This window comes from Wocania ichthyoenteri Th78 (assembly GCF_000789235.1).
Taxonomy (GTDB): domain Bacteria; phylum Bacteroidota; class Bacteroidia; order Flavobacteriales; family Flavobacteriaceae; genus Wocania_A; species Wocania_A ichthyoenteri.
On the sequence record NZ_KN525716.1, the window covers coordinates 1,235,988 to 1,251,500 of the forward strand.

The following is a 15,513-nucleotide window of genomic DNA, read 5'->3' on the forward strand; positions in this document are numbered from 1 at the left end:
AGAAGCAGCGTTTGATGAATTTTAGTTATTCGTCAAGTGTAATAATACCTGTTACTTCAAGCACTTCAGCATTGGTGAATTTTGAATTAGAATCGAAGCCATTGCCATTTATTAAATCTTTACCTGTTCTAAAGGTTACTGGTTTATTAGTAAATAACCATTCTTTTTTCTGGTCGTAAAACAATTGTTCGGCATACAACGTATCGTTTGTACTTGTTGTTATCTTTACATTGCCTTGTAAATCTATAAGATTTGTTTTGTTATAAATGATTGCATAGTCTGATACAACTATACTCTTTTTATTCTCGTCATCATATATATCGAGTGTAATACCTTTTGGAAATTCATTAAACGGAAAATCTCTATTTGAGTAATCTAACATTTTAGGACTAATAAGAATGGCTTTAAGCTTACCTGAATCTGTATGTTTTAGGTTAAAATTTTCAGCAACTCCAATAGGTTCATTTTCAGACATACCGATTTTCTGAACGTCATCTAAATTGCCTTTACATGAAATGAGCATTACTGGAATAAGTCCAAAGAGAAGAATCCTTCCAAGCGCATTACATATGCCTTTTTTAATAGAACAAATACCATCATATGAAAAAAACATAGTCACCGCAATTGCGGTGACCATGTTTAATATATTATTTTTATATGTGAATTTCATTTAAACTTTAGGCACTGTAACAGAAGCTCCAATCCAACAACCAATTTTAACAACTTGTCCTGAATTAGCTGCACTAAATATATCTGATTTAGAAGGCGCTTTAGCTGAGTAACTTGCAGCAGATTGTGCGGCAGACTTTTTTAAGGTTGGGTCTACACGAGCTGCTTTTCTAGCTTCGTCTGCTGCTAACCAATATACTGCTCTTTTATTAAAAGTAGTATCTCCGCAACTGTTTGCACTTGCTGCATACATAGCTGCAATAGCTAAATGTGGACGACCGTTTGATGGGTTAAGTTTTAAAGCATTTCTAAAATAACCTCTTGCTTGTCCGTATTTCCCCTTCTTTTTAAGAATTGTACCAATTCTATAAGCTAATTTAGATTTTTTAAATTTATCTGTCTCTAAATCAAAAGACTGATTAAAGTAACTAATCGCTTCGGTTTCTTTATTATCTTTTAATAACAATCCAGCAACAAAATATTTAGTATCAGCAGATGGTGCTGTTTCATCATAAGCTTTTACCAGTTTAATGTATAAAGGGTCATCAGTACATTCTTTATTATACATTCTACTTACCGCACGTTTTAACCAAACAGCATCATTTTTATACTCCTCAAAATCTTTTTGATATAATGGAATTAAGTTTTCGCAATTTGCTCTATCTCCTAATTCAGAATCAATACTTGGTGAAATTTTATCAAATGCATTTAGTACCTGCGAATAATATCTTTTATACTGACCTTCTTTTTTAGTTAAAGGTGTACCAGCATCTTCTTTTTCAATAAGTTTATTAAGTTTTTCAGAGGCTATTTTTACTTCATCTTCAACTTTTTCTACTACATCATCATATTTATTAAATAAGTCTTTAGCAGGCTTTTTACCAGCATCATATAATTCAACCATTAATTTAAAATAGACATAAAGACTTTTTGGGTCTTTAAAATCAGTCTTATCTTCTGTATAAACAGCATCAAAACATTCGTATAATTCCTCAACAGTTTTATTCAAAATATCTTTATGATCGTACATTAACTGGCATGCTTTTACTCCAAATTCTCCTTTAGGCGTTTTACTAGCAAAATACTCTCTTCTTTCTTTCCAAAGTTTTAACAAGTCGTTTATATAAGCTACTTTGTCTGCACCTGTAGATTTCTCGATTTTATCATCTAAAATTTTCTCACCATATACATAAGTGGCTCTATTAAATTTAGGATTTCTAGCTCTTAATTCCATAAATGGTTTATAAGCTGCTTCGTAATTTTTTGCTTTAGCGTACTCCGTCATAATCGACAAAGTTGCCATATCCTCTTCATTACTTTGAGCATTTACTAGGTTTAAGCCTAAGAATAAAAATGTAAATAATAATGTAATTTTCGCTTTCATGATAATAATTTTATGTTGTTAGTCATACTTTCTTTTATTAAACCATCTGTCGTTCAAAGATAAGCTTAATTGGAAATTAACAAAATTCTCTTGAATTAAGTTACTATTTTTGGTTCCTCGTTTACCTATCTCGAAACCTAAATTGGCATTAGAAAACATTCTAATATCTCCAACTGGTAATCCTATTCCAAAAGATATGCCAAACTCTTTTATTGATTCGTTATTTATATTTAATCCTGTTTTTTCTGATCGAATACCCGCTCTATATACAACACGTTTAAAGTATCCGTTAAGCGTATTATAATTAGGTATAAAAAATCCACCGAAAGAAATAGTTGATGCATCCTCAAATTTAGTTAAACTAGTACTATATAAAGGGTTAGAAAAATTACTGGTTTTTTGGGTTGTATATTCTGCGCCCACAAACCATTTTCTTGGCTGGCCAATACCTGCTCCAAATGAAAATTTAGAAGGTATAATTAAATCTGTTTCTTTTAAACCACTAGCTTCAAGGTCTAGTTCAATAGTATTAATTGTAAATTCTTGTCCTGTTGTAGGATTAATAGTTATTGTAGAAAACGAACGTTCGTTTTTTGAGGTTAAGTTACTTTCTGGTGAAAATGTAATGCCAGAAACAAACTCTAGCTTTTCATTTAACATTCTTTTATAGGATAACCCGATGTTAAAATTTAAACCGCTTAAATCTGATCTATTAGCCTCACGAGATTGATATTGAGTAAGTACACCTTCGTCATCATAAAGAAATTCAATAGTTGCATTTTGAATATTTCCAAAATTATAATTTGCATCAACACCAATGCTTAATCCTTTTGCAAGCATATACCCAAGCCCCAAATAAGCTTTATTAACACCACCTTCGCCTCTAAATCTATTTTCAATATTTCCCGACCCATCAAGAGATTCTAACTTATATCCTACCGATGTATAGGGCATTAATCCGAACCCTAAACCAAACTTACCCATAGGGACAGACAATGCTAAATAATCAAATGTAGTTGCTGTAGCCTTATCACTGCCCGAATTACTTTTTAAATCTATGCTAGAATAACTTCCTCCAACTGTAAACTTAACTGGTCTAGTTTCTTTATTATAAAAAGCTAGATTTTCGCCAGCATAAGAGGCTGGGTTACGTAAATTAACATGAATACTATCGGTATAAATGCTTAACCCACCCATACTTCTGTTTTCAACGGTTCCTTTGAATTTAAGGCTACCAATACCATAAAACGAGTATGGTGAAGCCGTACCTTGTTGTGCGTAACTCTGAATTGCAAAAAACGCAATAAAAACTACTACAAGTTTTTTTATCATTAGTTTGAATTAAATTGTAAAATATAGTTTAGTCCCTCTAAAAGAAAATTAGAGTTGGCAAATATGCTACTTTTTAATTGTTTAGACAAGAAATTAGCATCACCTCCTGTTAAAATAACTGTTAAATCTGAATATTTTTGTTCATATTGATTGATCACACCTTCAATTTCTTTTAAAACACCATTTACCACACCAGAATGAATTGAAGTATTTGTTGAGTTTCCTGTTATAGAATTTGGAATTTCTGTTTCTAATAACGGTAAATTAGCCGTTAAATTATTTAACGATTTATAACGCATACGAATTCCTGGGGAAATGGCTCCTCCTATATATTCATTCTTATCTGTAACAAAATCATAAGTAATACATGTACCAGCATCAATGATTAAAGTATTTTTTTTTGGAAACTGATTTACTGACGCACTAACTAAAGCTATTCTATCTATCCCTAAAGTTTTTGGCGTGCTATATAAATTTTTAAAAGGTAGTTTCGTTTCAAAATTTAAAAGTATTAAATCTACTTGTTTGTCTATATAACTAATATCTTTGTCATTCAATTTTCCCACCGACGATATAATAGCTTTATTTATAGACTTATACTCCTTCTTTAAAGAATTAAAATACTTTAAAAGGTGATCTAGTTTAACAACATCTTTTCTTTTAATTTCATCACCCTTAAAAACAGCAAGTTTCACATAGGTATTACCAACATCTATAATTAAATTCATAATCCATTAAAAATGCTAAATTTACAAAACCAATAACAATTAAATTCTTAATTATTTTATAATATTAGTATTTAAGTTTAAGCACATCAATTAAATAACAATAAACTATAATTTTTTGTATTTTTATTTTGGCGAATAGCAAAAATGAATATATATTTGCAACCGCTTTGGCGAGGTACCTTAGCTCAGTTGGTAGAGCAAAGGACTGAAAATCCTTGTGTCCCTGGTTCGATTCCTGGAGGTACCACTTTTAAAGTTTTTAAACCCTTGATTATCACATGATTTTCAAGGGTTTTTTCATTAGTATTCTTCAATATACTCTTTAATTAATGTTTTATAGATTTATTAAAGAGTTTTAGTAACCTCTCCTTCTATATAATTTATCGTGAAATCACATGTTTTAAGATTTGCAGTAAGATGTGCAACCTGATTTTGATTAATCCACTTAATATCAATTTCTTTTTCTGAAGTTTCATTAATCCTTATAGTACCTGAAAATGCTTTCGACGTATTTCTCAATCTAATTATTTCTAGTTGTTTACGAACAACATCTCGTTTTAAGGCGTTTTGAACATCCTGAATTGAAAGCGTACTCCTGTTTATTTCTTTATGCCCTGCACTTCCCCCTGCGTCGGCAGCTTCATAATCGTTTCTACCGGCAAAAATATCTAAATACCAAACTTGTGGAATCCCAGGCATAAACATTTGAATGGCTCGGGCTAGCAACAATTTTTGTTCATCTTCGCCTAAAGCACTAAAAAATGTTGCGTTAACTTGATAATATGAAATTTTATTACCTTCTGGATCATAAAGGTTTTTTACTCTGCCTCCACGTTCCATTATTATATTCATAATGGCTTCAATCTCTTCGTCTTCAAGCAAACCTTTATTATAATAACCATTAACAGATTTGCCTTTTAAATCGAGTACAGGAATACCATCATGACAACCTAACATATTAACCGTTTTGTAGCCTTTACTAATGATTTCTTTAGCCCACTTTATAAGTGCTTTACTATTACTATTTTCAATGGTATGAATAGTTAATCCTGGTAAGAAAAAATCGTAAATTTGATATCCTTCATTGGCTACTTCATCATGTAAATGCATGCCGTATTCTGCATGAATTTCTGGTAAAAGTGTTAAATCTTTTTTATCTGCTATTTGTTTAATACGCTCTAAATACTGCCAAGTACCAGGTTTATTAAAAAAGTTTGATTGCCCAATTTCTTTATGTAAATAAGCAAAAGCATCTAACCTTAAAATTTTACATCCAAATCTTTTAACTTTTTGCAATGTTTCTTCGTAAAACTCCCAAACGAGTTCAGATTTTGCATTGACATCCATTTGACCTAAAAAAGTATTATCGTCATTTATCTTTTGATAAAAGGTATTCCAATACGGTTGCGTAGAACCGTTAGGAAAAGGCACTTTTAAAATTGGAAGCCCCGATTTTCTCATAAATAATTTATCGAGAAATTCTTTTTTTGGGATGATAATACCATCATCACCCATGATTCCGTTTCCTTCCCAAAAGCTATTCCAATTGATAAAAAAGTCTTTATATTTTGATTGGTCTCCGTTTTTCAGCAAATCTTTAAATTGAGGCGATACTACTGATAAATGATTTAATACAATATCAAACTTTAGTTGAATATTAAGGTCTTCGAGTGCTTTTAAATCGTCTTCTGCAACCAGTTCTTTATTAATATCATAGTCTATAATAGAGAAGCCCCTGTCTAAATCGCTATTAAAAAACGTTGGCAACACATAAAACAACGAAAAAACATCTTTAAACTCAGGCATTTTAAGCATTCTTATAGTATCGCTTAATTTCTCGCCAATACTATCTGGGTATGCATTAAGCATAACGCCATTACTAATAATAGAATCTTTTGACATAATAAAAGCGTTATAAAAGTTCTGATAATATGTTAATGTTATCTGGTAATCTCCCCACGTTTTGAAGTTTTAAAGCAGCTAATTGCAAAGCCACTTCTAAACATTTTTCAATAGGTTTTTCTTTGATATAAGCGAACAAAAAACCGGACCAAAATGCATCTCCTGCTCCTGTTGCGTCCTGAACCACATCAATTTGTATAGCAGGCATTTGAAAGATTTTCTTCCCTTTTTGAGATAACTTAACACCTTTGCTTCCCAGAGTTAAGCACACCGTATCAACACCTTCTGAATGGAAAAAATTAAATATGTCTTCGTGTGGCATTTTTTGTTCAAAAAGCCTGAGCATATCATCTTCACTAATTTTAACCAAAGGATTAAATTTACAATATGCCTTTATAACGTCGAGTGCCTCTTCTTGACTATCCCATAACTTTTTAGCATAATTTACATCAATGCTTAATTTGCATCCTAAATTAAATGCTTCCTTGGCTTTTTCTAAAATAGTGGATTGTGCAGGTTGTTTGCTTAATGCAAAACAGGTTGTATGGAAAATATTGGCTTTTAATAGTAACTCTTTAGAAATTTGATCTCCCGTAATAAAACAATCAGCCTCTCTAAACGGAATAAAATCTGGGGTGCCTTCTGTTCTAGACACAAAAATAACACTTGTTGGTTTATTTTCAAGCTGTTTGATATAGCTTGTAATAACCCCAACACCTTCTAATCTTTCAAAAATATAATCTCCAAAGCCATCCTTCCCAACCGTAGCCACCATAACAGATTTTAGTCCTAATCTGGCTGAATTCATTGCTACATTGGCCGGAGAACCTCCCAAGTATCTGTGATAATCTCTTGTATTGTTGATAAGCACTTCTGTTTGATGTCCTATGAAATCAACTAGCACTTCTCCAACACAAAGAATGTCTATCTCTTTATTATTGTTTTTCAAAACTATTTTTCTTTTCTTAATTATAAATTAATGTCCACCACCACTAGGAATGACTTCTCTTTCATCTTCATCAATAGATTTTGGTTGCTTAAGGCGTAATCCCAATACACCTGCTATGATAAAAAATACGCCACCAAATATTATGGCATTAACCGCACTATTATTCAACAGATTCTTTACAATAGGACCAAATGTTACCGTTTGAATTCCCATTGGAATAACAATCATCATATTCAATATGCCCATATAAACACCACGGCGTTCTTGAGGCACAATTTTTGACACCATAGAATAAGGAATACCCATCATAGCTGCCCAACCTATACCAAATAAAATCATAGGCAAAATAACCAAAAGGGGATCTTGTATATATGGAATACTAAGCATAGCAATGCCTGTTAAAAATAGACTAAACACATATACTTTTTTGCCTCCGAATTTTACAGCTAATGGCACGAGTGCCAATGCAAAAACTATTGTTGAAACATTATATGTGGTATTCATTTTTGCCGCTTGACTTAAAGCTTGTGAAGCATCAAAATTCATACTCTCTTTAAACATAGGCGCAATAAACTGCCAATACACAAATAAGGCATACCATTGAAAAAGATAAACGGCAGATAATTTCCACATAAATTTGGGCATATCTTTTATAGCATCTACAATTTCTAAAAACGGGGTTTTTATTCTATCTATTAGAGGTAACGCATTGTGTCTTTTTATTTCATTATATTCCTCATCGGAAGGTGGAATTTCAGGTGTTTTTAATACCGACCACAATATGGTAGAAACAGATAAAAGAGCACCAATAAAGAATGAATAATACAACCATTTAGGGATACCACTAACGGCTTCAACGGTTTCAGCACCTCCAAACCAATCCTGAAAAAGAAAAATGGATGCGTTCGCTAAAACAATACCTGCACCTACAAACAAACTCTGCATTTGATACCCAAAACTTAACTGCTTGTTTGGTAATTTATCGCCTACAAAAGCACGATAAGGTTCCATAGCCATATTATTACCAACATCAAGAATCCATAGCAAACCAACGGCAAACCAAAGTGCTGGACTAAACGGAAATGCAAACAAACACAAACTGCCTATTATAGCTCCAATTAAGAAGAATGGTTTACGTCTTCCCCAACGTGGCGACCAAGTTTTATCTGAAATAGCACCAATTATGGGTTGAATAATTAAACCGGTTACGGGGCCCGCAAGATTTAACAATGGCAAATCTTCGTGATGTGCTCCCAAAAAGGAAAATATTGGGTTAACAGCTGTTTGTTGCAAACCAAAACTGAATTGAATTCCTAAGAACCCTACATTCATATTAAAAATTTGCCAAAATGATAAGCTTGGTTTCTTAATTTTCATCTTAAATTTAGTTTTTAGAAGTATCTAATTTTTTAAGAAAATCTTCGAAATTAGAACCATTCATTACAAGTTTACCATTACCATTCAAATCTACAACTGGCAATGATAAATTATCAACTGGAATACCTGCCTTTTGCAGTTTTATTAGCATCTCTCTTTGCTTTAAAAGGTTTACATCTACATCATAATACGCAAAATCTATTTTTTTCTCTATTAGATATGCTTTTGTATCGATACAATAGTGACACGTATCGCTACCATATACAATTATCTTATCAGATTTTTTTTGCTCAGTAACAGTTTTTGATATTGAATCTGAAACTTGACCAAAACTAACTTGAGTTAAGGTTATAATAAATACTATCGAAAAAATTAAAGACTTCATAACAACAAATATTTAATTTAAAAGAGTTGGAACTTAGCATAAAACTCCAACTCTTTTATTAACAAACTCAAATCAAACTAAACTTCTTTTTAAAATTTATATTGTAAAGATAATGTTGAAGAACGACCACTAATTGACCTAGCTCTTACTAAACGATTTGAACCAAAAGCACCATCGCCATTACCTTCTACTTCTGTTATACCAACAGTATCAAAAAGGTTATTTACACTTAATACTAATGAAAGTCCTTCAGTTAAGCCAACTCTTCCAATTAAATTAAAGTAAGCATACGCTGGCATTACTAAAGCGTTATCATCTTGAGCATAAGATTTTGATGTGCCTAAAACACTTAAAGCAACACCATGTTGGCTGTTTTCACCAAAATTATAAGATGGCGATAAGTTGTAAACTAAATCTGCTTGTCTTCTTGGGGTGTTTCCTTTGTTATCACCACCGTCAATTTCAGCTTTTGTCCAAGTAAAAGACCCATTAAAAGAGAAGTTATCTCCAAACGCTAAAGCTGTTTCAGCTTCTAAACCTAAAGCTTTAAATGGATTACCAACAGATCTATTTAACTCGTTACTTAAACCTTCATCCGTATTACTCATAAATCCTGTTAAGTTAAGAACTCCATTTTTAAGTCTTTTCTTGTAACCAACTTCTAACTGAGACACTTCATCGTACTGCACATCTGCTTTACCATCTGTACCGTAGTTATTTCTATCTGCTGCTCTTCCTGAAGCACCAGAGCTATATCTTGCGAAAACAGCAGCTCCTTCGTCCAATTTATAATTTAAACCAGCAGAGTAAGACACAAAGTTATAATCGTCATTTACTATTTGCCCTGCACTTCCTGCAATAACTGGCACTACTTGTTCTATACCTTCAATAGTTCCGTTACCATCGTAATCGTATGCATCTTGACTTGTAGGACCATTTGCAATGGTACCGTTTACATTAACATTCTCAAAGCGAATACTTCCATCGAAGTTTAATTTTTCAGAAATGTCAGCATCAACACCTACATAAGGAGAGTTTACATTATGTACTGTATTATATCTACGTTGACAGCAATTTCCCCATACTGGCGTACCATAAGAGTATTGACCGTTTCTTGAAAAGCCATCAAAATCCGCTAGTCTTGCTTGTCCGCCACCTTTAACTTCTGAAATAAATGAGCTCCATTGCCATCCTATTTTAGTATTTTGTGTTGCAGTAAATAAACCAGCAGTTACACCAACATTATCACTTATTTTTTTAGAAATTTTCATATCGCTAAAAAAGTTGCTTAAATCATCTACAGTAACATCAAACATGTGTATAATTTGAGCCAATCCGTTAGAAGGGTTAAAAGCTCCTCTATCTCCATCAGAATAAACCAATGTTCCCGTAGCATTTGAAGCATCTCTTGCTGTTGTTTCAATTTCAGAAACTGTTCCCACAGCAGCTGTAAATGGCGACACCCATTCTCCGCTATTACTAGAGTAACGTGCTTTACCTGCTATTTTCCAATCACCTCCTAAATCGAAAGAAAATTCAGCCCCTAAAGATTTAGATACAGGGTTGTTACCGTTTCTAACATCGTTAACATGTCTTCCTCCGCCATCAAAAGGATTTGTTCCTGCACTTTGTTGTAAATATGCAGAGTGTGGGGAATCGCTAGTAATATCAAAACCTGGTAAGTTAGAAAATGTTGGATTTGCATTATCTCCTTCTAATAACATTGGCATTGGCAAATACATTACCGATCTGTCGTTTAATAGTTTAGCATAAACACGTACGTAACCTGCATCAAATCTTTTGGTAAGATTCGCTTTAAATTGTCCACCTTTATTCCCTTGATAACCTATTTCTCTTGGTCCTTCACCAGTTCTAATAAAACCACCAATATGGTATGATAACCCATTTTCAAATGGTTGTCCATATTCAAAATCTAATCTGCTTGTTTGATAATCTAAACCGAAAGTTGTTGCTAAAGAACCTCCTTCTGTAGCTCCAGTTTTGCTAATCATATTAATGATACCAGCTGGACCATTTGATGTTTGTGTAGATGCCGAACCACCTCTAATGGCTTCAACTCTACCAATGTTAGAATCAATTCTTAAAAAATTATCGGCGTTCCCAAAAGATGTGTCTCCAAACAAGTTTAATGGTAAACCATCTTCTTGAATTTGAAAATATCTCGATCCACCAGAAGAAATTGGCACACCACGTACATTAAAGTTAGCATTACCTTCGCCGCCAGAAGATTCTGCACGAATACCTGGTATATTTCTAAAAAGTTCACCCGCACTTCTTGGAGAAGCTTGTTCAATTAGTTTAACATCCATAGTAGAAACAGATACACTCGATTCTATTTTAGATTTAGGATTTACAACCCCAGTAACAATAACTTGATCTAAAGATTGTGCATCTTCAGACATGGTAAAATCTAAAGTGACATCAGCATCTTCAACTGTTACACTTTGTGAAGATTTTGCATACCCTAAAAAAGTTGCAGATAATGTGTAAGTTCCATTTTCTACATTTTCTATTGTATAATTGCCATCAAAATCTGTAACCGCTCCTTTAGATGTACCATCTAAAATAACATTAACACCACCTAAAGGCATTCCTGTTTGATCTTTAATGTTTCCTGATATTGATTGTGCAAATACTGTACTAACTGACAGAAGCATCATAATCAATAAAAATCCATTTTTTTTAATAGAATTCATTTGTCTTAATTTTTAGTTATTCGATAAATTATTTAGTTAATTTTTTGACAAATCTATATTTATACTCTATTCAATTTTACTTTTTCATAACGAAAACGTTTTCGATTTAAACGAAAACGTTTTCGATTTTGTTTTTTATTATTATATTTATATCTAAAATTAATTGTTTTTATGAAACCAGTAACCTTAAAAGAAATTGCAGAACAATTAAACATTTCTGTTACTACGGTCTCCAAAGCATTAAAAGATTACCCAGATGTAAGCAAAAAAACTAAAGGTTTGGTAAAAGAATTGGCAAAAACATTAAATTATAAGCCTAATACTTTTGCGGTTAATTTAAGAACTAAAGAATCTAAAACCATAGGTTTAATAATCCCTGTTATTGTTCATCACTTTTTTTCAAACGTTATTAAAGGTATTATTTCGCAAGCGGAAAAAAAAGGATATTTGGTTATCATTCTTCAATCTAATGAATCTTATGACTTAGAAAAGAAACAAATTGATTTATTATTAAGCCAACGTGTAGATGGTATTATAATTTCATTAGCAAATGGAACGGCAAATTTTAATCACTTAAATGAAGTTTTAGCTCAAGATAAACCTTTAGTCATGTTTGATAAGATTGCCAAAATTGTTAAATGTTCAAAAATTATAATTGATGATAGAAAAGCTGCTTATACGGCAACACAACATTTAATAGATATAGGCTGTAAACGAATCGCACATTTTAGAGGTGCGCTTTTACCACAAAATTCTATAGATAGGTTTCTAGGCTATAAAAAAGCATTGTTGGATAATAATTTACCTTACGACCCTTCTTTAGTTTATATATGTGAATGTGGAGACATGAGTTTTGAAGAAGGCAAGAAAAATGCACAGCTATTATTAAAAGATCATAACGATGTAGATGGGGTTTTTATAAACACCGATTTAGTAGCTATTGGAGCATTGACAGAGTTTAACAAGCAAGGTGTTAAAATTCCAGAAGACATTAGTGTTGTAGGCTTTAGTAATTGGTTCATGTCGTCTGTTATATCTCCAACATTAACAACTATTGATCAACCTGGTTTTAAAATGGGAAAAACAGCTTTTAAACAACTATATAAGGAAATTAAAGCTATCAAAAATAAGAAACCCAAAGCACCTAAAATTATTACGCTTGAAACAGAATTGATAAAGAGAGAATCTACTCGAACAATTTAAAGCAGAAAGTATCTAAGCACATATAAAATTGGGTTGATAAATTCATAAAATAAAGATTCATACAGAATGTGTTTACAGATACACATACTTATATAGAAGTGTGATATAATAAAACTACTTAGGTGTCATAAAAAAAATTCAATTTTTTATGTTCATGGGATTTTTTATCCTATCTTCTAATAGAGATAGTTTTTAGTAAAAAACTTATCCGAATTACGAGAACTACCTATTATTGCTTGTACATTAAAATAAAAAAAGTTGCTTTTATTTTCTGTTCAACGTATTAAAGTCACTTATTTTGATTAGCTTTATTTTTATAACATTGTTCATGTTAAAAACAACTAATAAAACAAATGACATTTTTGAAAACTACACATATTATTTTTTTCATTTCCATTGTAATATTAATAAATATAATTTCCCTTAATACAAATAAAAATTCCAAATTATACATTCCTAAAAGCACAGTGTCTAAGCAAGATACTGTGCTTTCTGGAAAACAATTAGCAAATATTTATTGTAAAATTTGCCATGTATTCCCTGAACCAGAACTACTTGATAAAAACACTTGGATCAATAGTGTACTCCCAAATATGGGACTTCGAATGGGAATTAAAATACCTGGAGTAGATGCGTTTGCAGGCACTCCAAAAGAAGATATAAACATTGTAAAATTATTAGGAATATACCCCGAAACACCCATTATAACAAAAGAGCAATGGAATAAAATTATTGAATTTTATGAAAAAGAAGCTCCTAGTTTACCCATCAAAAAAAAATTAAAGAACCCTATAGTTAATAAGCTCCCTCTATTTAAAACTGATAAAATTTTTATTAATAATAAAGGCTTTCCAAGAACTTCCATGTTGAAATTTGATAAGTCAAAAAAACTATTATATGTTGGCGATGCAAGCAATTTAATCTATGTTTTAGATAATAAAATGGCAGTTACAAAAACATGGAAAATGCCAAGTCCAGCAGTCGATATCGACTTTCCAACTAATAATACACCCAGAATATTAACCATAGGTAAATTTAGTCCTTCAGATCAAAAATTAGGTAACTTCCTTTATAATAATATGAGTATTCAAAACCTGCCCAGACCTGTCAACTTTACTACAGCAGATTTAAATGAAGATAATAAAGAAGATGTGGTCATCTGTGGTTTTGGTCATAATCGTGGTAAACTTTTATGGTATGATAATTTTGACCCCAATAAAGAATATGTTTTGAAAAATGCTCCCGGAGCAAGAAAAGCTGAAATTTTAGATTTTAACAATGATGATAAACCAGATATTATGGTTTTAATGGCACAAGCCAATGAGCAGATATCTATTTTTTATAACAAAGGAAATAATAAATTCGAAGAAAAAGTAGTACTTAAATTCCCGCCAGTTTATGGGGTTAGCTATTTTGAATTAGTTGATTTTAATAATGACGGATATAAAGATATTCTATTAACAAATGGCGACAATTGGGACTATTCAATAATTAGAAAAAACTATCATGGAATAAGAATTTATATAAATGACGGACATGATAATTTTAAAAAATCATTTTTCTATCCACTATATGGGGCAAGTAAAGCAATAGCCAGAGATTTCGACAATGATGGAGATTTAGATATTGCAGCCTCTGCATTTTATTATGATGATGATAACCCCGAAGAATCATTTATATATCTATCAAATAATGGAAACCTAGCTTTTACAGCACATTCTACTCCAGAAGCAGCATCAGGAAAATGGTTAACTATGGATGCAGCAGATTATGATAACGATGGTGACATCGATATTTTTTTAGGGTCATATTTCCATACTTTCGGAGAATACTTCAAACAAGTTTCAAAAGGGGTTTCAGATTTTCCTCAATTATTGGTTCTTACAAATAATTTTGAAAAATAAATATTTAATTACAACTTATTCTTACAATAAATTTTATATGAATTTTGTTTCAAAAAATTCTTTTATAGTTGTGTGGTTTGTAAGATTCAAAATTAAATCATTTTCTATTTCAGTATAGGTCAAAAAAAATCCTCAACAAATTAATGTTGAGGATTTACAATTCTAAATCAAGTTTAGAATAAAAAAGGCAACGACCTACTCTCCCACAAATGCAGTACCATCGGCGCTAATGGGCTTAACTTCTCTGTTCGGAATGGTAAGAGGTGAGCCCCATCGCTATAACCACCTTAAGTTATAGCTGCTCGCTATTGGATGTTACTCCTTTAGCATACAGCGTTTATCACTTTGGATAAACAAATATCTTAACATATTGAAAAGTCTCTAAGAGACACTAGACACATAATAAATATAAATAAATATGTATTGAACTTTATAAAAAAACAGGCGTACAATAAGCCTATGGGTTATTAGTACTACTTGGCTATGACATTACTGCCTTTACACCTATAGCCTATCAACGTGGTCATCTCCCACGACCCTTTAAAGAAATCTCATCTTGTGGTGGGTTTCGCGCTTATATGCTTTCAGCGCTTATCCCTTCCCAACGTAGCTACTCAGCAATGCCGCTGGCGCGACAACTGATACACCAGAGGTTAGTCCAACTCGGTCCTCTCGTACTAGAGTCAGATCCACTCAAATTTCTAACGCCCACTGTAGATAGAGACCGAACTGTCTCACGACGTTCTGAACCCAGCTCGCGTGCCACTTTAATGGGCGAACAGCCCAACCCTTGGGACCTTCTCCAGCCCCAGGATGTGACGAGCCGACATCGAGGTGCCAAACCCCCCCGTCGATATGAGCTCTTGGGGGAGATCAGCCTGTTATCCCCGGCGTACCTTTTATCCTTTGAGCGATGGCCCTTCCATGCGGAACCACCGGATCACTATGCTCTTGTTTCCAACC

11 protein-coding genes, 1 tRNA gene and 2 rRNA genes (1 of these 14 cut by a window edge) are annotated in these 15,513 nt (G+C 32.4%); 3 read left to right on the top strand and 11 right to left on the bottom strand.

Going from position 1 to position 15,513, the window contains the following annotated elements:
- Positions 1–25: 25 nt before the first annotated feature.
- From lptC to RG22_RS05395, 4 genes are read right to left on the bottom strand one after another with little or no spacing between them, the layout of a single operon-like run.
- The gene (lptC, locus tag RG22_RS05380; RefSeq protein ID WP_081997781.1) at positions 26–613 is read right to left on the bottom strand and encodes an LPS export ABC transporter periplasmic protein LptC; all 588 of its coding nucleotides are present in this window, start codon (positions 611–613) and stop codon (positions 26–28) included.
- A 57-nt stretch (positions 614–670) separates the two neighbouring features.
- A complete protein-coding gene (locus tag RG22_RS05385) occupies positions 671–2,053 on the bottom strand; it encodes a hypothetical protein (protein WP_034041484.1) in 1,383 nt (460 codons plus the stop codon).
- 18 nt (positions 2,054–2,071) lie between these two features.
- Positions 2,072–3,385 (bottom strand): BamG family beta-barrel-assembly machinery protein, encoded by a 1,314-nt coding sequence (gene bamG / locus RG22_RS05390; RefSeq protein ID WP_034041486.1) that lies wholly within the window; start codon positions 3,383–3,385, stop codon positions 2,072–2,074.
- Positions 3,385–4,113, bottom strand: a complete 729-nt coding sequence (locus RG22_RS05395) for a type III pantothenate kinase (protein WP_034041488.1) — start codon at positions 4,111–4,113, stop codon at positions 3,385–3,387. The genes bamG and RG22_RS05395 overlap by 1 nt, the downstream gene beginning before the upstream one ends.
- 174 nt (positions 4,114–4,287) lie before the next feature.
- On the opposite strand from RG22_RS05395, the gene RG22_RS05400 reads away from it, so the two are divergent.
- A tRNA-Phe gene (locus RG22_RS05400) sits at positions 4,288–4,360 on the top strand.
- 98 nt (positions 4,361–4,458) lie between these two features.
- On the opposite strand, the gene gtfA is transcribed toward RG22_RS05400, so the two are convergent.
- The 5 genes from gtfA to RG22_RS05425 all read right to left on the bottom strand — a co-directional run bounded on the left by gtfA (position 4,459) and on the right by RG22_RS05425 (position 11,443).
- Complete coding sequence (gene gtfA / locus RG22_RS05405) at positions 4,459–6,015, bottom strand: sucrose phosphorylase (protein ID WP_052143644.1); 1,557 nt, start codon at positions 6,013–6,015, stop codon at positions 4,459–4,461.
- 10 nt (positions 6,016–6,025) lie between these two features.
- Positions 6,026–6,964: a carbohydrate kinase family protein gene (locus RG22_RS05410; protein ID WP_034041489.1), complete on the bottom strand. Its 939-nt coding sequence runs from the start codon at positions 6,962–6,964 to the stop codon at positions 6,026–6,028.
- Between the two features lie 27 nt (positions 6,965–6,991).
- Positions 6,992–8,341: an MFS transporter gene (locus RG22_RS05415; protein WP_034041490.1), complete on the bottom strand. Its 1,350-nt coding sequence runs from the start codon at positions 8,339–8,341 to the stop codon at positions 6,992–6,994.
- Between the two features lie 7 nt (positions 8,342–8,348).
- Positions 8,349–8,726, bottom strand: a complete 378-nt coding sequence (locus tag RG22_RS05420; protein WP_034041491.1) for a glutaredoxin family protein — start codon at positions 8,724–8,726, stop codon at positions 8,349–8,351.
- Positions 8,727–8,815: 89 nt separating this feature from the next.
- Positions 8,816–11,443, bottom strand: coding sequence for a TonB-dependent receptor (locus RG22_RS05425; RefSeq protein WP_034041493.1), 2,628 nt, complete (start codon positions 11,441–11,443; stop codon positions 8,816–8,818).
- Between the two features lie 171 nt (positions 11,444–11,614).
- Between RG22_RS05425 and RG22_RS05430 the strand changes: the two genes are divergently transcribed.
- The gene (locus RG22_RS05430) at positions 11,615–12,646 is read left to right on the top strand and encodes a LacI family DNA-binding transcriptional regulator (protein WP_034041496.1); all 1,032 of its coding nucleotides are present in this window, start codon (positions 11,615–11,617) and stop codon (positions 12,644–12,646) included.
- 467 nt (positions 12,647–13,113) lie between these two features.
- Positions 13,114–14,550 (top strand): FG-GAP repeat domain-containing protein, encoded by a 1,437-nt coding sequence (locus RG22_RS05435; protein WP_204244176.1) that lies wholly within the window; start codon positions 13,114–13,116, stop codon positions 14,548–14,550.
- A 182-nt stretch (positions 14,551–14,732) separates the two neighbouring features.
- On the opposite strand, the gene rrf is transcribed toward RG22_RS05435, so the two are convergent.
- Both rrf and RG22_RS05445 read right to left on the bottom strand, forming a co-directional pair.
- A 5S ribosomal RNA gene (rrf, locus tag RG22_RS05440) occupies positions 14,733–14,840 on the bottom strand.
- Between the two features lie 157 nt (positions 14,841–14,997).
- Positions 14,998–15,513 (bottom strand): 23S ribosomal RNA (locus RG22_RS05445) (it continues 2,306 nt past the right edge of the window).

Bases quoted from the DNA above. Each gene is read 5' to 3' on its own strand.
- lptC (WP_081997781.1), bottom strand. From the start codon at position 613: ATGTTTTTTTCATATGATGGTATTTGTTCTATTAAAAAAGGCATATGT.
- RG22_RS05385 (WP_034041484.1), bottom strand. From the start codon at position 2,053: ATGAAAGCGAAAATTACATTATTATTTACATTTTTATTCTTAGGCTTA.
- bamG (WP_034041486.1), bottom strand. From the start codon at position 3,385: ATGATAAAAAAACTTGTAGTAGTTTTTATTGCGTTTTTTGCAATTCAG.
- RG22_RS05395 (WP_034041488.1), bottom strand. From the start codon at position 4,113: ATGAATTTAATTATAGATGTTGGTAATACCTATGTGAAACTTGCTGTT.
- gtfA (WP_052143644.1), bottom strand. From the start codon at position 6,015: ATGTCAAAAGATTCTATTATTAGTAATGGCGTTATGCTTAATGCATAC.
- RG22_RS05415 (WP_034041490.1), bottom strand. From the start codon at position 8,341: ATGAAAATTAAGAAACCAAGCTTATCATTTTGGCAAATTTTTAATATG.
- RG22_RS05420 (WP_034041491.1), bottom strand. From the start codon at position 8,726: ATGAAGTCTTTAATTTTTTCGATAGTATTTATTATAACCTTAACTCAA.
- RG22_RS05425 (WP_034041493.1), bottom strand. From the start codon at position 11,443: ATGAATTCTATTAAAAAAAATGGATTTTTATTGATTATGATGCTTCTG.
- RG22_RS05430 (WP_034041496.1), top strand. From the start codon at position 11,615: ATGAAACCAGTAACCTTAAAAGAAATTGCAGAACAATTAAACATTTCT.